The sequence below is a fragment of the Epilithonimonas caeni DSM 17710 genome (assembly GCF_000426465.1).
In the GTDB taxonomy this organism is placed as follows: Bacteria; Bacteroidota; Bacteroidia; order Flavobacteriales; family Weeksellaceae; genus Epilithonimonas; species Epilithonimonas caeni.
Genome location: NZ_AUFK01000014.1, coordinates 330494 through 351022 on the forward strand (window position 1 = coordinate 330494; position 20529 = coordinate 351022).

Here is a 20529-nt window from a genome sequence, read left to right on the forward strand (position 1 = left end):
AAAGTTTGTTTTTTATACAATCAATATAAATTGTATTTTTACAATAAATTTAAATAATTGATGAAAACAATATTCATTACAGCAAGCCTACTACTTGGTGGGACATTTTTGCAAGCGCAACAAATTGATTTAGCTAGAAATGCACATTTCGTTAAATCAATGGATGAGATCAATAGTGGAAAATCTGTTTTAAAATATTCTGATATACAAGGTAATCCTTTTTATAAAAATGGTTTTTCGGAAGCAAGGATTGGAGATACAGGAACTACACTTCCTGTAAGATATAACATGTACAAGGATGCTTTTGAAGTGCGGAACGATAGTGACATTTATGCAATACCCAAAGAAAATACATTTTCAAAATTTGTTTTTGTAGCTACTAATGAGAAATTTATTTTGGCTAATGATGACGAAGGTTTTGCTGGTTACTTCTTAGTCCTAACAGAAGGAAAAAATAAACTTCTTAAGAAGATTGCTGTAAAATTCAGTCCAGAAGTTCCAGCTCCTAACACTTTGATTCCTGGAACTCCTGCAAAGTTTGAAAATCAAAAACCTGTTTATTACATAAAGACAGATGAAAATATAATAAAACTCACTAAGAAAAGTGAAGATTTACTAAGTGCGCTTCCTAGTGATAAAAAGGATGCTGTAAAAGATTTCATCAAAACAAAGAAAATCAAATTCAATCAGGAACTTGACCTTATTGCATTGGCTAATTTCTTAAATAAATAATAAAAAAGAGATGCAGATTGCATCTTTTTTTTAATTTTAAAATACTTCTCTTCCTATCTTCAGAATATTATCGCTTTTCCCCATCGAATAAAAATGCAGAACCGGAATTCCAAAATCTAAAAGTTCTTTAGATTGGTTGATTGCCCATTCTATTCCGACTTCTCGTACATCATTGTTTGTTTTACATTTCAACACTTCATTGATCAAAGCTTCAGGTAAATCGATTTTAAAAACTTGGGGCAACATTTGCAAGTGTATCTTTGTAGCAATCGGTTTGATTCCAGGAATAATTGGAACATCAATTCCTATTTCTCTGGCCTGTTTTACAAAGTCAAAGAATTTTTGGTTGTCGAAGAACATTTGCGTCACAATATAATCTGCTCCGGCTTCTACTTTTTTCTTCAACATTTGGAGGTCATAATTCATAGACGGTGCTTCGATATGTTTTTCAGGATAACCCGCAACACCAATACAAAAACTGTTATCCGTATCAGATTCTATCTTACCGTGAAGATATTCTCCGATTCCCAAATCGTGAATTTGTTTTACCAGATCCGAAGCATATTTATGCCCTCCAACAGAAGGTTCAAAATATTTTTCACCTTTCATCGCATCACCTCGCAAAGCCACAATATTATTGATTCCCAAATACATACAATCTACCAAAAGATATTCGGTTTCCTCTTTTGTAAATCCTCCGCATAAAACGTGTGGAACCGTATCTACGTTATATTTATTCTGAATCGCAGAGCAAATCCCCAATGTTCCGGGACGCATCCTTGTGATTTTTCGTTCCATCAAACCGTTTCCTCTTTCCAGAAAAATATATTCTTCCCGAGAAGTGGTTACATCAATAAAAGGTGGTTTGAACTCCATCAACGGGTCGATATTTTTATATAAATCAGCAATCCCAACACCTTTTTGGGGAGGAACAATCTCAAAAGAAAAAAGTGTTTTGCCGTTGGCGTTTTTTATATGGTCAGTAATTTTCATTTTAAATTTTTAGTTGTTTGTTGTTAGTTTTTAGTTGTTGGATTTTAAGTCGATGGTAAATTACCATAAACCGACAACTATCAACCATCAACTAAATTCGGAGCGAGCCATTTTCTGGCATAATCTAATTCAACATCTTTTCTTTCAGCATAATCTTTCAGTTGGTCCTCATCAATTTTTCCTACTCCAAAATATTTAGAATTTGGATTTCCAAAATAATATCCGGAAACTGCTGCTGTCGGCCACATTGCAAGACTTTCGGTCAACGTAACGCCGATATTTTCTTCAACATTCAATAAATCCCAAATGGTCAGCTTTTCCAAATGGTCAGGACAAGCCGGATAACCCGGAGCCGGACGAATTCCGAGATATTTTTCTTTGATTAATTCGTCGTTATCCAACGATTCATTTTCAGAATAACCCCAATATTCGGTTCTTACTTTTTTATGCAGATATTCGGCGAAAGCTTCTGCGAAACGGTCTGCCAAAGCTTTTACCATTATCGCATTGTAATCGTCGTTTTGTTCTTCGTACTCTTTTGCCAACTCATCGGCTCCGAAACCTGTACAAACGCAGAACGTTCCGATGTAATCCTGTTTCCCGGAATTCTCCGGTGCAATAAAATCACTTAAGGCAAAATATTCTTTTCCTTCAGATTTTTTATGTTGCTGGCGCAGAGTTCTAAAAGTCGAAATCACGTTCCGATTGTTATTATAAACCAAAATATCATCCTGTTCACTAGCATTGGCAGGGAAAATCCCGAAAATCCCTTTGGCTTTGAAACTCTTTTCTTCCAGAATTTTTTTGAGCATTGTCTGCGCTTCATTGTACAAAATCGTGGCTTGCTCGCCTACCACATTATCAGCCAGAATCTCAGGAAATTTCCCAAATAATTGCCAGCTTCTGAAAAACGGCGACCAGTCTATAAACTCCACCAATTCATCCAGATTTTGGTCTTCGATGATGGTAATTCCTAATTTTTTTGGTGTTGATATAGTTTCATTTTCCCAGTCGATTTTGAATTTTTTCTCACGCGCTTCTGCAATCGGAACATATTCTTTATCAACCTGGCGATTCAGGAATTTTTCACGGAATTCATCATAATCCTTTCTAATTTCTAAAGCATAGGCATTGGATTTATCCTGATTCAAAAGTGCACTTACAACACCAACAGCCCTGGAAGCATCATTCACGTGGACAACTGTGTTCGAATATTTAGGCGAAATTTTTACAGCTGTGTGAGCTTTAGAAGTAGTTGCACCTCCAATCAATAAAGGGAAATTAAGGTTTTTACGTTCTAATTCATCAGCAATATGAACCATCTCATCCAGACTTGGCGTAATCAACCCACTCAATCCGATCACATCTACTTTCTCATCAATCGCCGTCTGGATAATTTTTTCTGCCGGAACCATTACACCCAAATCCACAATCTCATAATTATTACAACCCAAAACCACGCTTACAATATTTTTCCCGATATCGTGAACATCGCCTTTTACAGTCGCCATCAGTATTTTACCATTGGATTTTTGAGTCTGGTCTTTTTGTGCTTCAATGAAAGGCTGAAGATATGCTACGGCTTTTTTCATTACTCTCGCCGATTTCACAACCTGAGGCAGGAACATTTTCCCGCTTCCAAAAAGATCGCCGACAACGCCCATTCCCGTCATCAGATTGATTTCGATAACATCAAGCGGACGTTTTGAAATTCCCCTTGCTTCTTCGGTATCTTCTTCTATAAAACGGTCGATCCCTTTTACTAAGGAATGCGTAATCCTTTCTTGCAAAGGCATTTCCCGCCAAGCCAAATCTTCCGCTTTTTCTTTTTTTGTGGATTTGACCCTTTCGGAATAATCGAGAAGTTTTTCTGTTGCATCGTCTTTTCTGTCGAGCATTACATCTTCTACCAATTCCAGCAAGTCTTTTGGGATTTCATCGTAAACTTCCAACATTGTAGGATTTACGATTCCCATATTCATTCCGGCTTTTATGGCGTGGTAAAGGAAAACCGAATGCATCGCTTCTCGCACAGAATCATTTCCGCGGAACGAAAACGAAACGTTGGAAACGCCTCCACTCACGGAAGCATTTGGAAGATTGGTTCGAACCCAGCGTGTTGCTTCGATAAAGTCAATGGCATTTCTGCGGTGTTCGTCCATTCCTGTGGCAACAGGGAAAATATTAAGGTCGAAAATAATATCTTCGGAAGGAAAACCAACTTGGTTAACCAAAATATCATAAGACCGTTTGGAAATTTCGATTCTTCTTTCGTAATTATCAGCTTGTCCAATCTCATCAAATGCCATAATTATGGCGGCCGCACCATATCTTTTTATAGCTTTCGCCTGTTTGATGAATTCTTCTTCACCACCTTTCAAACTGATGGAATTAACGACAGGTTTTCCCTGAACGACCTGCAATCCTGCTTCCAGAATTTCCCATTTTGATGAATCTATCATAATCGGGATTCTGGCAATATCCGGTTCGGAAGCAACAAGGTTAAGGAATTTGACCATTGCATATTTTCCGTCCAAAAGTCCATCATCCATATTGACGTCCAGAATCTGAGCACCGCCCTCAACCTGATTTCTTGCAATATCGAGTGCTTCAGAATATTTTTCTTCCTTAATCAAACGAAGAAATTTTTTGGAACCGGCAACATTGGTTCTTTCCCCAACATTGATAAAGTTGGATTCGGGAGTTATAATTAAAGGCTCAAGGCCTGATAATTTCAGATACTTTTTTTTACAATCTGTTTCCATAATTAATTTACCAATGTAAAAGTTTACCAATGTAACAATGAGATTCTTCACTTCGTTCAGAATGACACTCTGTTTGATAATTGGTAAATAGATACATTGTTATACTGTTATATTAAGTTTCCTCGGCTGGTAAGCTTGTACCAAATCTGTAATCGCTTTGATATGGTCTGGTGTTGTTCCGCAGCAACCACCAATAATATTGATCAATCCCTTATCCACATACTCTTTGATTTGTTCAGCCATTTGCTCGGCAGTTTCATCGTACTGACCGAAAGCATTCGGTAAGCCGGCATTTGGATAAGCAGAAATTCCGAAATCTGTGTGATTGGCAAGAATTTCCAGGTAAGGCGTCAATTGTTTTGCTCCTAAAGCACAGTTGAAACCAACACTTATCAAATCCATATGAGAAACGGAAATCAAAAATGCATCCGCTGTTTGTCCGCTCAAAGTTCTTCCGGAAGCATCGGTAATCGTTCCTGAAACCATAATTGGAATAGTGATATTACGTTCTTCTCTTATTTCATCAATGGCAAAAAGTGCCGCTTTTGCATTCAAGGTATCAAAGATTGTTTCAACCAAAAGGATGTCTGAACCTCCATCAAGCAAAGCTTCTGCCTGTTGTTTGTAGGCAATTCTGAGCTCATCAAAAGTGATCGCTCTGTAACCCGGGTCATTTACATCAGGACTTAAACTTGCGGTTCTGTTGGTTGGTCCGATTGAACCTGCAACAAATCTTGGTTTGTCGGGATTCTGAGAAGTAAATTCGTCACAAACTTTTTTAGCAATTTTGGCAGATTCATAGTTAAGTTCGTAAACCAGATCTTCCATATGATAATCCGCCATTGCAATGGTTGTCCCGGAAAATGTATTGGTCTCGATGATATCTGCGCCTGCCAAAAGGTATTTTCTGTGAATCTCTTCAATAGCTTTAGGTTGAGTCAAAGACAACAAATCGTTGTTTCCTTTGAGCGGAGATTCCCAGTCTTTAAATCGCTCTCCGCGGTAATCTTCCTCGGTGAAATTGTAGCGTTGGATCATCGTTCCCATTGCTCCGTCGAGAATCAGGATTCTATCATTCAATGCTTTATATAATTGTTCTGAATTGTTCATAATTCACTTATTTTTTTCTAATGTTCCATCCGTTTTACCGACGGCTATTCAAATTGAATCCTTCGGATTCTTTCCATCGTTGATTGGAAGACAAAACCTCAACATAGCCCCGATGGTAGCGGCATCCTTTTTTGTTTTTGGATTCTTCGACAAGCTCAGAATGACAAATGTTGTAAAAACAAAAAAGATATAGCGGACAGCGGGTTGGAATCTTGTTTCGAAGCAAAAATCTTGTTGCTCCAAATTCCATAAATTCTATTAGTCTAAAGCCTGTTTCAAATCGTTGATAATATCATCAATATTCTCCAGTCCAACAGAGCAACGTACCAATCCGGCAGTAATTCCAACTTCGTTTCTCTCTTCATCGGAAAGTTTGGAATGCGTTGTGGAAGCCGGATGTGTAACAATCGTCCTTGTGTCTCCCAAGTTGGCGGAAAGGGAACACATCTTAATTCTATTGAGGAAATTTCGTCCGCCTTCGATTCCACCTTTGATTTCGAAAGCCACGATGTTTCCGCCTAATTTCATTTGTTTTTTGGCAATTTCGTAGCTTGGATGAGATTTCAGGAACGGATATTTTACCAATTCTACATTGGGATGATTTTCCAGAAACTCAGCCACTTTCAGTGCGTTTTCGCAATGTTTTTCTACCCGAATCGCCAAAGTTTCTAAACTTTTGCTCAAAACCCAGGCATTGAATGGCGACATTGCCGGACCTGTATTTCTCGCAAACAGATAAATCTCACGAATCAAATCTGCTTTTCCAACCGCAACACCGCCTAGAACCCGCCCTTGACCATCAATCAATTTCGTTGCTGAATGAACGACCAAATCTGCCCCGTATTTAATCGGTTGCTGCAAGTAAGGTGTTGCAAAACAATTGTCAACGATGAAAATCAGGTTATGTTTTTTTGCAATCTGTCCGAAAAACTCCAAATCCAACACTTCGATTGCCGGGTTTGTCGGTGTTTCCAGGTACAAGATTTTTGTATTCGGTTGGATATATTGTTCTACGCTTTCCGCATCTTCTGCTTTGAAATAAGATGTTTCAATATTCCATTTTGGAAAATATTTTGTGAATAATGTGTGAGTAGAACCAAATATCGACTGACAACTCACAATATGGTCGCCCGCATCAAGCAACGCTGCAAATATTGAATAAATCGCCGCCATTCCTGTTGCAAAAGCGTAACCGGATTCCGCACCTTCCATTTTTACAATCTTATCTACAAATTCGGTAACGTTGGGATTGCTGAAACGGCTGTAAAGATTCTTGTCTTTTTCTTCTGCAAAACTTGCACGCATATCTTCCGCATCTTCAAATACGAAGCTTGACGTGAGATATAACGGCGTGGAATGTTCGTCAAACTGAGTTCTTTCGGTTTGAGTCCTTATGGCTTGTGTTTCAAAATTTTGGTTTTCCATTTTGTCTGCTATTTTCCATAGGTTTCACCTACGGCTACTTTTGTTGAACCCTTCGGGTTCGTTGATTGGTTTTTGATTTTGTCTCCACCAGTTTTACCGGCGGCTATTCATATTGAACTCTTGGAGTTCTTTCTGAATTTTTTATTTTGTTTCGCTAAGTCTCAAAATATCTCCGAAAACGCCTCTGGCAGTTACCTTGGCTCCAGCTCCTGCTCCCATGATCACGATTGGATTCTCACCATAACTTTCTGTGTAGATTTCGAAAATAGAATCAGAACCTTTCAGTTGTCCTAATGCCGAATTGGCTGGCACGGAAATTAGTTTCACATCCAATTCGCCTTTTTCTTTTTGCAAATCGCCGTGCAAATCGCCGACATATCTTAGGACGTGGTCAGGTTTCTGGTTTTCTTTGATTTTTTGATATTCGTCGTTTAATTCTTCCAATCTTGAAAGGAATTCTTCTTTAGAAACAGACAGCAGAGTTTCCGGAACAAGATTCTGAATATTGATGTCATCAAATTCATTGATCAGATCCAGTTCTCTTGCCAGAATCAACAATTTTCTTGCGACATCATTTCCAGATAAATCCTCGCGTGGGTCCGGTTCGGTAAAACCTTTTTCCAGAGCTTCGTTGATAATGGTCGAGAATTTATCGTTACGAAGCGAAAAATTATTGAAAACATAACTTAATGTTCCGGAAAAAACACCTTTGATTCTTGTAATATTTTCTCCTGAAAGATGCAATAATTTAATCGTATCAATTAAAGGTAAACCAGCACCAACATTGGTTTCATAAAGATATTTCTTTTTATTTTTTTCTAATAATTTTCTGAAATTTCGATATTCCGAAATTGGTAAAGTATTGTAGATTTTGTTGGAACCAACAATGTCAAATCCATTTTCCACAAAAACCGTATAATTTTTAACAAAATCTTTGCTTGCCGTATTATCCACCATTACAAGGTTTTCCAGATGATGTTCGTTGGCAAAATCCACCAAAGACTGGACACTGGATTCCGTTTGAGAATATTTAATTTTTTGTCTCCAATCGCTTCCGAAACCAGCTTTGTTAAAAGCTATTTTTTTGGAATTTGCAATTGCGACGATTTTCAAATCGACTCTTTTTCTTTTCAGAATGTCGTAAGCAGAATCAAGTATTTGTTCAACCAAAGTCCCTCCAACATTACCGTGGCCAATCAAAGCGAGGTGAACGGTTTTTGGTTTTCCGTAGATTTCGGTTTCGATGATATTCTTTGTGATCTCAGTCTGATTTGCTATTACGACTATATTTACTCTTCCGGCAGAAGCGATTTGACTCAACAATAAAGGATAAATCTTGTTACGCTGAAGTTCCGATAAGATCTTATTGTAATTATCATAAACAAAACCGATAACGCTCAAATTATCAATGCTATAAATATTGCTGACGTGACCTTCCTTCGCTTCCTGCTCAAATTCTTTTTTAAGAAACTTGACGGCATCTTCCGCATCAACTTCGTCTACAAGAACAGAAATTCCATTTTCAATCGCTTGTTGGGAAATAACACCGACACTGATCCCTCCTCCATTTAAAGCTTGGAAGATGCGTGAATCTACACCGATTTGACCGAGGAAATTTTTTCCTTCGAAGTTGACCAAAGCTTTGTTTCTGTAAATATTAATTGCGTTCTTGTCTGTCATCAGTTCAAAAAAATAGGTTTTAAAATTGTGTTCAGTTGTTCATATTCCATTAGAAAAGCATCATGTCCGTGGATGGATTTGATTTCGTGATAGTGAACATTTTTATTTTTATATTTTAAAAGATCGTAAGTATTTTTGATTTCAAAAGCCGGATAAAAAAGGTCCGAATCGACTGACACCAAATGAATCTCTGCATCGATGTTTTCCAATTCATTTTCCTTTCCGCTGATGTTCATCAGAAGATGATTAACTAATTTATAAGCCTTTAAACTAAATCTTTCGTTCAGCCGTTTTCCATGGAAGTTGAGCCAGTCGTGAGACTTCAGAATTTGTTTCTCAGGATCTATTTCTCTATTAAACCTTGAATTAAGAGATTCCGGTGTTCTGTAGCATAACATTGCATGAACTCTGGCTTTCTCAAGCGGTTTCTCTTCTGATTCCAAAAGAAATTTCTGAACCAGGCATTGAGAATGTAACCAATCCGATGTTTTGAAATCTGTCGCAATCGGAATGAATCTTTCTGCTAAATCATTCTGCAAAGTCAGCATTTCCCAACCAATTGAACCGCCAACAGAACCGCCAACCAGTGCAAATAGTTTTTCGATTTTCAGATTTTTCAATCCTTCAAGAAAAACAGATGCAATATCCTGGGACGTGAAATCTTCGTAAGTATCAATGAAAAATCCGTCAAACCCATTTCCGGGAATATTGAAAGAAATAATTGTAAATTGACTAGTATCAATTATTTTTCCTTCTCCAACCAGAGATTTCCACCAGCCATTTTCGCCGGCAACATCAGAGTTTCCCGTCAAAGCGTGATTAATCAAAACAATCGGAGCAGAATACAGCTCTTTTCCAAAAAGCTGATAGCTTAATGGAATATCGAGAACTTTTCCATTCTGAGTCGTGAAGTTATTAATATTGATATGTTGTAGCTCGTTTTTCAATTTTGATGATATAAATTGAAAATGCTACGGGAAATGTAGAATAAATGTTTGGTTATCTTTTCCGCCATTGCGGATAGAATTTAGCACCTTCTTCGTTTCCGAAGGGTTGCCAAGGTTTCACAGAGTCTAATCTCTCCACCTTTCTCGATAACATTTTCAATATGTAAATGAACAATTCTGGCTGCAAATATACTTCACAAAGTTCACTTATTCCAAATTTCGGCTGAAATTTCTAAAATAATTATTTGTTAATAATATATTTTACCAGAACTTGCGTATAATATTTGCTTTAAAAAATTTCATTTTACAATAAATTATGGAAATCAATCTTAATAAACAAGTTGCTATCGTGACGGGTTCCAGCAGTGGAATCGGGAAAGGAATTGCTATCAGTCTGGCAAAATCCGGCGCGATCACGATCATAAATCATTCATCTGAACATTCTCGACCTGAAGCGGAGGAAACTTTGAAAACCATTGAGGAAAATGGTGGCGAAGGTTTTATCATCCAATGTGATGTGAGTAAGGAAGACCAGGTGTTAGCTATGTTCAAAACCACCATTGATAAATACGGAACTGTTGATATTCTTATTAATAATGCAGGTTTGCAACAAGACGCTGCTTTTATTGATATGACCCTCGAACAATGGCAGAAAGTAATTGATGTGAATCTTACCGGGCAATTTTTATGTTCAAGAGAGGCAATTAAAGAATTCCTGAAACGTGGAATGACCGAAAAATCCAAAGCGCTCGGAAAGATCATCAATATCAGCAGTGTTCACGAGACGATTCCGTGGGCCGGACACGCGAATTACGCTTCCAGCAAAGGCGCACTAAGAATGCTGATGCAAACGCTGGCTCAGGAATATGGGAAGCAAAAAATCCGTGTGAATAATATTTGTCCGGGCGCTATACAAACACCTATCAACAAATCAGCTTGGGATAATAAGGAATCTTTTGATTCTTTGATGACGCTGATTCCGTATGACAGAATCGGACAGCCGGAAGATATTGGAAATTTAGCCGTATTTTTGGCGAGTGATTATTCGGATTATATTACCGGTGCGAGTATCTATGTGGATGGCGGAATGACGACGCTGGAAAGTTTTGCAGACAACGGGTGATTATAAATGATGAATGATAAGTGATAAATGATTGATTCGCTGTGGTTTTTTAATCGCAAAGATTTTTTGAGGGGCGAAGAATTTTAAGAAAGCAGAGAACCGATGAATCGATTTTTTAAGCGGATGGTAATTTGGAAAATGTTTTTTTAAATGACTTATTCTTATTATCATTTATCGATTATCGACTATCATTTATCCGTTGAAAGAAGGGACAAACCTCAACATAGCCCCGATGGGAACGGCATCCTTTTTTGTTTTTTAGATTCCTCACTTTGTTCGGAATGACAAAGCGTCTGAAAAACAAAAAAGATATAGTGGACAGCGGGTTGGGATGTTCTAACAGATGCACAACCGTGATGCTCCTAATAAAAAGAATAATTATTCTCGAAAAATAATTAGAAAAATGAATGAAGAAGAAAAATTAAAAAATCCGCATTGGAAAAAGTGGGGACCTTATGTGAGCCACCGCCAATGGGGAAATGTGCGCGAAGATTACAGTACCAATGGCGATGCGTGGGGATTTACCGGTCACGATATGGCGGAAGCATGGACCTACCGCTGGGCGGAGGAAGGCATCGCGGGAATCTCGGATGAGAAACAGCAATTGTGCTTTGCCCTTTCTTTTTGGAATAAAAATGACTGCAGAGTCAAGGAACGTTTTTTCGGACTGAGCAATTATCAGGGAAATCACGGGGAAGATATCAAGGAGATTTTTTATTATTTGGACAATACGCCGTCTCATAGCTATATGAAGATGGTTTACAAATATCCGATCAATGCGTTTCCGTATGATGACCTCATCAATACGAATGCGCAACGCTCAAATAAAGACCCTGAGTATGAAATCTTTGACACGGGAATTTTCGACAACGATGAGTATTTTGATATTTTTATTGAATATGCGAAAGCTGGCGAGGATGATTTCTTAGTAAGAATCGATGTTCATAACAGAAGTAATCAGCCCGCTCCAATCGTGGTTTTGCCAACAGTCTGGTACAGAAATAACTGGATGTGGGGTTATAATGATTACAAAGGGCAACTCGGTTTTTCTAAACAAGGCGAAATAGATGTTCATCATAATAGTCTTAGTATAAAGAAATTATATTCCAGAAATAAAAATGTGGATGCATTGTTTTGTGAGAATGAAACGAATCGCGCAAGGTTATTCAATCTTCCAAAAACAGAAGGGTTTTTCAAAGACGGAATCAATCAATATATTACGAAAGGTCTTGATACAATCAATCCTTCTAAAACCGGGACAAAAGCTTCTCTTCATTGTGAAGAGATCATAGCAGCGAACAGTAACAAGGTTTTCGAATTCCGATTGTCGCCTCATATTATGGAGGATGCGTTCTGGGATTTTGATGACATCGTTTCAAGAAGAAAACAAGAAGCGGATGAGTTCTATGCGAATATCCAAAAAGATATCGATAACGAAGACGAGAAAAATGTACAAAGACAGGCTTTCGCAGGTTTGCTTTGGAACAAACAATTCTATCATTACAACATCGGAAAATGGCTGAAAGGTGACCCAAATTTCCCAATCCAGCGAAAAGGTTTTGTACGAAACAGCAACTGGGAACATCTTCATAACAAAGATATTATATCGATGCCTGATAAGTGGGAATATCCTTGGTATGCGACTTGGGATCTGGCATTCCATTGCGTGAGTTTCAGTGTGATTGATTCGGAATTTGCTAAGAATCAATTGATTACTTTGACGAAGGAATGGTATATGCATCCGAATGGTCAGGTTCCGGCTTATGAATGGAATTTTGATGACGTTAATCCACCGGTTCATGCCTGGGCAACTTTCCGGGTCTTCAAAATCGATGAAAAGAATAATGGGAAACCTGATCTGGCTTTTCTTGAAAGAGTTTTCCAGAAGTTATTACTGAATTTCACCTGGTGGGTCAACCGAAAAGATTATAACGGAAACAATCTTTTTGGTGGTGGATTCCTTGGTCTGGATAACATCGGTGCTTTCGATAGAAATATGGAACTAGGCGACGGCGAACATCTGGAACAAGCTGACGGAACAAGTTGGATGGCCATGTACGCGCTGAATATGATGCGTATCGCAATGGAACTGGCAACCTACAATCCGGTTTATGAAGATATGGCGATTAAGTTCTTTGAGCATTATCTTTATATCGCTGAAGCAATGGAGAATATTGGTGAAGGCAAGCAAGGACTTTGGAATGAAGAAGACGGATTTTTCTACGATCTGCTTCAGTTATCCAACGGAGACAGTGTAAATCTGAAACTGAGAAGTATTGTCGGATTGATTCCGATGTTTGCTGTGGAAGTTGTGGAACACAGTCTCTTGGAAAAACTTCCGGAATTCAAAAAAAGAATGGAATGGATCCTGAAAAACAAGCAGGATTTGACGAAACTCGTCTCGCAATGGTATGTAGAAGGCGAAGGGAACAAACATCTTTTGAGTATTCTGAGAAAAACGAGATTGACGAAAGTTCTTGACAGACTGGTTGATGAATCCGAATTTCTAAGTGATTACGGAATCCGTGCGATGTCTAAGGTTTATGAGGAAAATCCTTTCCGATTCACAGTTCATGGACAGGAACATGTGGTTTATTATACCCCTGCGGAAAGTGACAGCCGAATGTTTGGTGGAAACAGCAACTGGCGCGGACCGATTTGGTTTCCGATAAATTTCCTGATTGTGGAAAGTCTGCAACGCTTCCATTTCTTTTTTGGTGATGCATTGACAATAGAATATCCGAAAGGAAGTGGCGTTCAAAAGAATCTGGAAGAAGTTTCAAAAGATATCAGTGACAGACTTTGTAATATTTTCCTGAAAGATAAGAATGGAAACAGAGCGTTTAACGGTGGTGTTGAGAAGTTCAATCAAGACCCAAATTTCAAGGATTACATTATGTTCTTCGAATATTTCCACGGAGATAACGGCCGCGGTGTTGGCGCTTCTCATCAAACGGGATGGACATCTACTGTTGCGAAGCTGATTCAGCCGAGACTTTCCAGTCGATAATAAGTTTTAGAGTCGGAGTGTAGTAGAGTTTGAGTTTTAAATTTTCTCTCAACTCTCCGACCCTCAAACTCTACTGCACAACTACTCCGTTCACGCTAACTTCATAAGTGATCTCTACATTTGGCTCAAGCGTTTTTGAAACGGAACAATATTTTTCAAAAGATAATTCTGCCGCTTTTTTAGCTTTTTTCGGGTCGATTTCGCCTTCGAGGAAAAATTTTACTTTGATAGATTTGAAAGGTTTTGCTTCATCCACCTGAACTCTTTCGCCTTCCACTTCCGCTTTGAAATCTGTAATTGTCTGGCGTTGTTTTTTCAGGATTGAAACGACATCTATTCCGCTACAACCGGCAACGGCCATTAGAACCGACTGCATTGGAGACACTCCTTTCGCTCCCGGCAAAGTCGTGTTATCTAATAAAATAGAATTTCCCTGCTCATTGGAACATTCAAACAAAAAATCATCATTGATTCTATTAAGTGTGATTTTCATTTTTAAATTATATTATTTTTTTGAACACAAAGCTCACAAAGTTTTTTATTGCAATTCAATGTTTTTAGGTTCACAAGGCCACTTCGTTTAAATAAGATTTGTAATTAAAATCAAATTTACAAAATTCCCCTCGCTTTTATCTCCAGATATTTGTTGATGACATCTATATCGAGGTTTTCAGGAAACGTGTAGATGCTGTAAATCCCATATTTTCTGAGCTCCTGAATAATCAGTTTTTTCTCAAATTCGAATTTTTCCGCAATGATCTCATCATAGATCTGCTGCATGGTTTCCGGATTTGTATTGAGGAGTTTATGCACCTCGGAATTTTTGAAGAAAATAACCACCAGCAAATGGTTTTTGGCAATTCCTCTCAGATATTTCATCTGTCGGTCAAGGCCATCTAAAGTCTCAAAATTAGTAAACAATAAGACCAAACTTCTTTGATTCAGATGGAATTTCGTTTCCTGATAAAGTCTTCCAAAATCACTTTCGAAGAAATTGGTCTGAACATTATAAAGTGCTTCGGAAATTCTTTTCAGTTGTCCGGACCTGTTGTCTGCTGCGACTCTGTTTTCTGTTTTTTTTGAGAAAGTCATCATTCCGGCGCGGTCGCCTTTCTTTAGAATAATATGAGACAGTGCCATTGTAGCATTGATGGAATAATCCAGCAAACTCAATCCACTGAAAGGCATTTTCATCGTTCTGCCTTTGTCAATGAGCATGATGATCCGTTGAGATTTTTCATCCTGAAACTGATTGACCATCAATTTGCTGGATTTGGAAGTCGCTTTCCAGTTAATGCTTCTGATATCATCGCCCTGGACATAATCACGAATCTGCTCGAACTCCATCGTGTGACCCAGTTTTCGGATTTTCTTTATCCCGCCTAACATAAATTCGTTTTGAAGCGCCATCAATTCATATTTTCTGAGATTAATGAATGACGGATAACTTGCCAACTTCGCATCTTTTTGAAATGTAAATCTTCTGGAAACCAAACCAATTGGAGAATTGACGTAAATATTCAGACTTCCGAAACTGTACTCGCCACGTTCTTTCGGTTCGAGAATATATTCAAAAAATGTATTGTTTCCGCTTTCGATATTTTTCTGAATCAGGAAATCTCGTTTTTGAAATTGAAAGGGAATTTCGTCAATGATCTTGGTGCTAATATTAAAATTGTAATTATTTCTAATATCAACTTTAACGGAATTTTCATCGCCGTTTGATAATTTTTCCGGTAAAATTCTTTGCGCATTGATTCCTTCATTATTTAGAAAAAGAATCAAAGCATCAACTATTGTCAACAATAAAACAAAAATCAATAACGAGTTGGCAATCCACATCAACAACGGAAAGAAAAATGCCAAAACATAGCAAAATCCTACGCAGAATAGGGCGAAGAAGAATTTGTTATTGAGGTATGTTTGTTTTAATGTTTTCATTTTGATAATTCAATTCACTTTTTCTTTTCACAAAAAGGCTTCGACAAGCTCAGCCTGACACTGTTCAAATATTACTGTTAGTATTAGTGATGTCATCCTGAGCCTGTCGAAGGATTTCCAATTATTTTGTGGTTTATTATCTCGGAACTTCGATGCTTTCCAAAATCTGTCTGATTATTTCATCAGCTGTCAAACCTTCCATTTCACGTTCCGGAGAAACAATAATTCTGTGACGCAATACCGCCAACGATGCCTCTTTGATATCTTCCGGCGTTACAAAATCACGACCCCGGATTGCGGCAAAAGCCTTGCTTGCTGTCAGCAAAGCCAAACTTGCTCTTGGCGAAGCTCCTAAATATAAAAACTGATTTTCTCTCGTATTGATAATGATTTTCGCAATGTATTCCAGAAGGTTTTGCTCGACAATGATATCTTTTACCAACTGCTGATATTGTTTCAGTTGATATCCGGAAATGACTGTTTGTACAACATCCGTCTTATCCTCTAACTTATTGTGATGCTGATTTTTGATGATTTCAATTTCCTGTTCAAGATTTGGATAACCAACTTCGATTTTGAAAAGAAAACGGTCAAGCTGTGCTTCCGGCAGCCTGTACGTTCCTTCATGTTCGATTGGATTTTGAGTTGCAACCACCAAGAACGGTTCTTCCATTGGGTATTTGATTCCGTCCATAGTGATTTGACGCTCTTCCATCACCTCGAACAAAGCAGACTGGGTTTTTGCGGGCGAACGGTTGATCTCATCAATCAATACAAAATTGGAAAAAATTGGACCTTTTTTATATCTGAAATCCGCTTCCTTCACATTGAAAACCGAAGTTCCCAAAATGTCAGAAGGCATCAAATCCGGTGTGAACTGGATTCGGCTGAAATCTACAGAGATGGTTTTAGCCAACAATTTTGCGGTAATTGTTTTTGCAACACCGGGAACACCTTCTATCAAAACATGCCCATTGGACAATAATGCTGCCAAAAGATGTTCTATCATATTTTCCTGTCCTACAATGACTTTTGCGATTTCTGTTTTTACACGCTCCAGATTATTCCGCAATTCCATCATATCCAGCCTGGACTGGAATTCGGGCGCTTTGTCTTGGTATTGTTCTTCCATAGTTCTTATCTAGTTTATATGAAGCTCCGTAGGAGCGAAATGTTTGTAATAAAAAGCGATAGTTATTTTGCGGAGCTCCGTAGGAGCGACACTTTAATTATCGTAAAATTCGAACAAATATTTTTCTTCAAAAGGAATTTCAAATTTATTCAAAAGTTCATGATATTCTTCCCGGAAACTTTTCTTTTTATGATGCTCTTCCTGATTATTGATGTAATTAATGACTTTATCAATCTGACTTCTGGAATATGAAAAGGCACCATAACCTTCTTGCCAATTAAATTTTCCATCAAACCAATTTTCTTCATTAATAAATCTGGAAGAATTTGATTTTATATCACGAATCAAATCAGGGATTTTGAAATTCAGACTATTGAATCCTATCAGAAGGTGAGTGTGGTCAGGATTTGCATAAATAGCCAATAATTTTTGATTATTATTTTTAATGATTCCTGAAATATATTTTTGTAACAATTCTCGTTTGGCTGGATGAATCAGATTTTGCCTTCCTTCTACCGCGAAGACAAACTGGATGTAAATTTGAATGTATGTATTTGCCATTTTGTGTTTTTGTATCGCTCCTACGGAGCTCAAATTAATTATAACTATATTATCTACAAACATTTCGTTCCTACGGAACTCACTTTAAAATATCATCCAGTAATTGATTCATTCTTACAAGGTCTTCCTTCATCACGCTTGCATAAGGATCTTGTCCTTTTTTTACAAGTGTAACAGCCTCTTTTATTAGTTCAATATTTTTTCCGGTTTTCAGATGTAGTTTATTAATAAATTGTTCATCAAGATTATGAGTATCAATCATCAAATCTATTCTTATTCTATTCAAAAAATATTGTGCTTTCTTCGCCATCATCTCATGAAAATCACCTTCCTGTAGATAAAGATTTCCAATACTCCGGATAAATTCCACTGACGTATTTTTCAGAGGTTCAACAATTGGAACAATCCGTTGTTTTCTTTTGGCATTGAAAATAACGAAGACAACAAAACCTGTTATTAGCAGATACCACGCATATTTAAGCGGTGGATTACTGAGAATAAACCTCATCGGCGACATCGATAAAGGTGTATCATTTTTGATAAACCACACTGTTTCCCTGTTCGGAAGATAAGAAAGTACACTTTCCAGATATTTGTTCTTTGAATTTAAAATATAATAATTGGTCAAGACCAAAGGCTCTGAATGGATATAAAAATGCCCTTTCCCGAAATTAACTTTCACAAAATCCGCGCTAAAGGAAGATTCATCACTTTTAGCTTTATGCAATGTTTTTCCAAGAATCTCTATATCATTCCTGATATAGGAAAACCCTTGATTTTCAGGAAATTTATCAATAAACAACCTGCTTTCCCCCAATTTTTTATCGGTGAGTTGCAGATAATAATTTTCTTCACTGCTTACAGTCTTGAATCTAAAACCCAATGTATCTCTCAATTTTGCAGTAGTGTCGTTGGTAAACCACATCACATCGGAACCTTCGGAAACCTGATTTAAAATATATTGCCAGGAAACATCATCCAGTTTTTTCTGAATGATCAAGATATTATGTGGTTTCTTCTGATCATTTTTTTGATAATAAGAATAAGGAGAAGCTCTTACTTTTTCTAATTTCCCATGAAATAAACCAGCCGATTCCTGATTAAAAATATAAAGTCCAAAAGGTGTTTTTTTATCGACATCAAAGCTCTTTCGCCAATCCAAAGCAGATTTTCTATTTCCACTAAACATCGCCACCAAAATCAATATGATGATAAAAACAATAGCGTATATTTTGAATGTTTTGTTCATTGGCCTGCGGTAGTGAATTGACTTTTAGAATTTATTAAAATAAGTTTTAAAATACTGATAATCTTTCTCCTCTGCATCGAATTCGCCATACCAGATATAATCATAGACATAAATAATACGGCTGAAATTTTCTTTCAAATTAATGTCTTTCAGTTCCTTAAGATAATCCCGATTGGTTTTTTCGGGATTCCAATTGATCAGATCTTTGTCCGATAATTTTTTAAGTGCAAATAAAAAATGATAACGGATCGCTGAACGGTAGTCTTGCTGTTTTTCGAATTTCAAGATACTCTGGGGAAAATTGATCTCGTGAATGTTTTCTTCTAGATCCTTGGATGTAATATTAATTTTTCGATTCTTCTTACCAAATAAGAAATTTCCTTCTTTCGACATCAGATACCTGATAAGAAGATATAGCAAAGATCCAATTACCAGAATACCAATAGTTCGTAAAATGATCACCGTGTAATTGGTAGCTTTATTTGGGTCGATGCCTTTGAAGATCCTGGACAATAATTTGGCAATCTGTCTTTTGATAATATCCCAAAGAGATTCTTGAGGTTTTGAAACCCCATAATCGAACTCGTTTCCTTTGTATTTGTTTTTGAAATCTGGAGAGAAACTTTTCGGATAAAGTGTATTGTTCGTAGAATAATCGGATCTGACCAAAGAATCCGTCAAGACAAACTCTTCTTCAGAATCATAACTTATCGAATCCTCAACAACTTCCACTTCCTGCACAGTATCGTACTGAGAAAAAACAGAGCTTCCCAGTAAAGAAAAAAATAACAAAAGAAGGATTCTAAATCTCATCCGCTTCAAATTAACTCAATTTTATTGCTGAACAGACCATCGATTTTTATCCCCTGAGACAAGTACATTTTGGTTTAGTTTTTTTATGACGATAAATGGATATATAAAATAGTAAAAAGCGATCAGAGACAACGTTCCAAAGATGATGACCAGATTCAGAATCAACGGCATTGTCTGCGCATATCTGGTTACAAAACCTTCTATAATTCCGGCAAATATGGTAAATGGGACTGTACTTAAAAAAATTTTAAAACTATCTCGGAAACCCTGCTTGAAAGATTCTAATCTTGATAAGGTTTTCGGAAACAAAATAGATGCACCTAAAATCAATCCCGCCATGGCTTCCACCACCATTCCAAAGATCTCAAAAGCACCGTGCAGCCAGATTCCTTTAGCACTTTCCAGTAGAACATTCTGTGTTTTGAAAAAAAACTGAAATGCTCCTAGCATGATGCTGTTCTGCATCAAGGCATACAAAGTTCCTACTCCTCCGGAAATCCCATATATGTAAAGTTTTGCTCCAACTACCAGATTATTAACGATGATCATTATGGACGAGCTCCAATTGGATCCGCTTCCGTAAATTGCCGTTGCATCGCCTTTTTTGATATTTTCCAAGGTCTGGTTTACATAACCTTCTCCTAAGATCAGTGTCGCAAAATCTTTGTCATAAATAGATGAGATAACACCTATTGCTACAAACAAAACAAAAAAACAAAAAGCATAGTACAGATATCTCCGGTATTGGTAAACCGTCATTGGAACTTCTGTTACAAAAAAATGCCTGACCCGGTTTTCTTCTATTCTTTTGGTCTTATAGATTCTTTGAAAAATTTGGGAAGAGAGGAAGTTGAGATAAACCGTTGTTTTACTTTTAGGATAATAGGTCTGCGCAAAGGAGAGATCGTTAATAAGATTGATGTAAAGGGACGAAAGGTCATCCGGATCTTTTTTCATTTTTCCATTGATAACCTGTTCGATTTCCAACCATTTTGCTTTATTTTGCTTTATAAAAGCCACTTCTCTCATAATGCTAAAATAATAAAAA

General features: G+C 37.3%; 16 protein-coding genes and 1 riboswitch. Of the genes, 3 read left to right on the top strand and 13 right to left on the bottom strand.

Annotated elements, in window-relative coordinates; genetic code table 11:
• The first annotated feature begins 60 nt into the window (after positions 1–60).
• Positions 61–732, top strand: a complete 672-nt coding sequence (locus K319_RS0109755; protein WP_027383499.1) for a hypothetical protein — start codon at positions 61–63, stop codon at positions 730–732.
• A 36-nt stretch (positions 733–768) separates the two neighbouring features.
• Here K319_RS0109755 and metF read toward each other — a convergent pair whose 3' ends face one another.
• The 6 genes from metF to K319_RS0109790 form a co-directional block, all read right to left on the bottom strand.
• Entirely contained in the window at positions 769–1725 is a 957-nt protein-coding gene (metF, locus tag K319_RS0109760) for a methylenetetrahydrofolate reductase [NAD(P)H] (protein WP_027383500.1), read from the bottom strand.
• A gap of 80 nt (positions 1726–1805) precedes the next feature.
• Positions 1806–4490, bottom strand: a complete 2685-nt coding sequence (metH, locus tag K319_RS0109765; RefSeq protein WP_027383501.1) for a methionine synthase — start codon at positions 4488–4490, stop codon at positions 1806–1808.
• Between the two features lie 99 nt (positions 4491–4589).
• A complete protein-coding gene (locus K319_RS0109770; RefSeq protein ID WP_027383502.1) occupies positions 4590–5600 on the bottom strand; it encodes a homocysteine S-methyltransferase family protein in 1011 nt (336 codons plus the stop codon).
• Positions 5601–5858: 258 nt separating this feature from the next.
• Entirely contained in the window at positions 5859–7025 is a 1167-nt protein-coding gene (locus K319_RS0109780; RefSeq protein ID WP_027383504.1) for an O-succinylhomoserine sulfhydrylase, read from the bottom strand.
• Positions 7026–7166: 141 nt separating this feature from the next.
• The gene (locus K319_RS0109785) at positions 7167–8705 is read right to left on the bottom strand and encodes an ACT domain-containing protein (protein WP_027383505.1); all 1539 of its coding nucleotides are present in this window, start codon (positions 8703–8705) and stop codon (positions 7167–7169) included.
• Positions 8705–9652 (bottom strand): alpha/beta fold hydrolase, encoded by a 948-nt coding sequence (locus tag K319_RS0109790; protein ID WP_027383506.1) that lies wholly within the window; start codon positions 9650–9652, stop codon positions 8705–8707. The genes K319_RS0109785 and K319_RS0109790 overlap by 1 nt, the downstream gene beginning before the upstream one ends.
• 49 nt (positions 9653–9701) lie before the next feature.
• Positions 9702–9806: riboswitch (SAM riboswitch) on the bottom strand.
• Positions 9807–9968: 162 nt separating this feature from the next.
• On the opposite strand from K319_RS0109790, the gene K319_RS0109800 reads away from it, so the two are divergent.
• Positions 9969–10775 carry a glucose 1-dehydrogenase gene (locus K319_RS0109800; RefSeq protein WP_027383507.1) on the top strand — a complete coding sequence of 269 codons (807 nt, stop codon included), beginning with the start codon at positions 9969–9971 and terminating at the stop codon, positions 10773–10775.
• 403 nt (positions 10776–11178) lie between these two features.
• Positions 11179–13785: an MGH1-like glycoside hydrolase domain-containing protein gene (locus tag K319_RS0109805; RefSeq protein WP_027383508.1), complete on the top strand. Its 2607-nt coding sequence runs from the start codon at positions 11179–11181 to the stop codon at positions 13783–13785.
• Between the two features lie 70 nt (positions 13786–13855).
• Here K319_RS0109805 and K319_RS0109810 read toward each other — a convergent pair whose 3' ends face one another.
• The 7 genes from K319_RS0109810 to K319_RS20125 form a co-directional block, all read right to left on the bottom strand.
• Positions 13856–14278: an OsmC family protein gene (locus K319_RS0109810; RefSeq protein ID WP_027383509.1), complete on the bottom strand. Its 423-nt coding sequence runs from the start codon at positions 14276–14278 to the stop codon at positions 13856–13858.
• Positions 14279–14394: 116 nt separating this feature from the next.
• A complete protein-coding gene (locus K319_RS0109815; RefSeq protein WP_027383510.1) occupies positions 14395–15726 on the bottom strand; it encodes a DUF58 domain-containing protein in 1332 nt (443 codons plus the stop codon).
• 136 nt (positions 15727–15862) lie between these two features.
• Positions 15863–16858, bottom strand: a complete 996-nt coding sequence (locus K319_RS0109820; protein ID WP_027383511.1) for an AAA family ATPase — start codon at positions 16856–16858, stop codon at positions 15863–15865.
• Between the two features lie 93 nt (positions 16859–16951).
• The gene (locus tag K319_RS0109825; protein WP_027383512.1) at positions 16952–17419 is read right to left on the bottom strand and encodes a transposase; all 468 of its coding nucleotides are present in this window, start codon (positions 17417–17419) and stop codon (positions 16952–16954) included.
• Between the two features lie 79 nt (positions 17420–17498).
• A complete protein-coding gene (locus K319_RS0109830) occupies positions 17499–18668 on the bottom strand; it encodes a hypothetical protein (protein WP_027383513.1) in 1170 nt (389 codons plus the stop codon).
• Positions 18669–18692: 24 nt separating this feature from the next.
• Positions 18693–19481: a hypothetical protein gene (locus tag K319_RS0109835; RefSeq protein ID WP_034671625.1), complete on the bottom strand. Its 789-nt coding sequence runs from the start codon at positions 19479–19481 to the stop codon at positions 18693–18695.
• 21 nt (positions 19482–19502) lie between these two features.
• Positions 19503–20510 (bottom strand): stage II sporulation protein M, encoded by a 1008-nt coding sequence (locus tag K319_RS20125; RefSeq protein ID WP_051230571.1) that lies wholly within the window; start codon positions 20508–20510, stop codon positions 19503–19505.
• Positions 20511–20529: the final 19 nt, after the last annotated feature.

Coding starts and splice junctions, on each gene's coding strand:
- K319_RS0109780 (WP_027383504.1), bottom strand. CDS start 7,025: ATGGAAAACCAAAATTTTGAAACACAAGCCATAAGGACTCAAACCGAA.
- K319_RS0109825 (WP_027383512.1), bottom strand. CDS start 17,419: ATGGCAAATACATACATTCAAATTTACATCCAGTTTGTCTTCGCGGTA.
- K319_RS0109785 (WP_027383505.1), bottom strand. CDS start 8,705: ATGACAGACAAGAACGCAATTAATATTTACAGAAACAAAGCTTTGGTC.
- K319_RS20125 (WP_051230571.1), bottom strand. CDS start 20,510: ATGAGAGAAGTGGCTTTTATAAAGCAAAATAAAGCAAAATGGTTGGAA.
- K319_RS0109820 (WP_027383511.1), bottom strand. CDS start 16,858: ATGGAAGAACAATACCAAGACAAAGCGCCCGAATTCCAGTCCAGGCTG.
- K319_RS0109800 (WP_027383507.1), top strand. CDS start 9,969: ATGGAAATCAATCTTAATAAACAAGTTGCTATCGTGACGGGTTCCAGC.
- K319_RS0109770 (WP_027383502.1), bottom strand. CDS start 5,600: ATGAACAATTCAGAACAATTATATAAAGCATTGAATGATAGAATCCTG.
- K319_RS0109755 (WP_027383499.1), top strand. CDS start 61: ATGAAAACAATATTCATTACAGCAAGCCTACTACTTGGTGGGACATTT.
- K319_RS0109815 (WP_027383510.1), bottom strand. CDS start 15,726: ATGAAAACATTAAAACAAACATACCTCAATAACAAATTCTTCTTCGCC.
- K319_RS0109830 (WP_027383513.1), bottom strand. CDS start 18,668: ATGAACAAAACATTCAAAATATACGCTATTGTTTTTATCATCATATTG.
- K319_RS0109835 (WP_034671625.1), bottom strand. CDS start 19,481: ATGAGATTTAGAATCCTTCTTTTGTTATTTTTTTCTTTACTGGGAAGC.
- K319_RS0109810 (WP_027383509.1), bottom strand. CDS start 14,278: ATGAAAATCACACTTAATAGAATCAATGATGATTTTTTGTTTGAATGT.
- metH (WP_027383501.1), bottom strand. CDS start 4,490: ATGGAAACAGATTGTAAAAAAAAGTATCTGAAATTATCAGGCCTTGAG.
- metF (WP_027383500.1), bottom strand. CDS start 1,725: ATGAAAATTACTGACCATATAAAAAACGCCAACGGCAAAACACTTTTT.
- K319_RS0109805 (WP_027383508.1), top strand. CDS start 11,179: ATGAATGAAGAAGAAAAATTAAAAAATCCGCATTGGAAAAAGTGGGGA.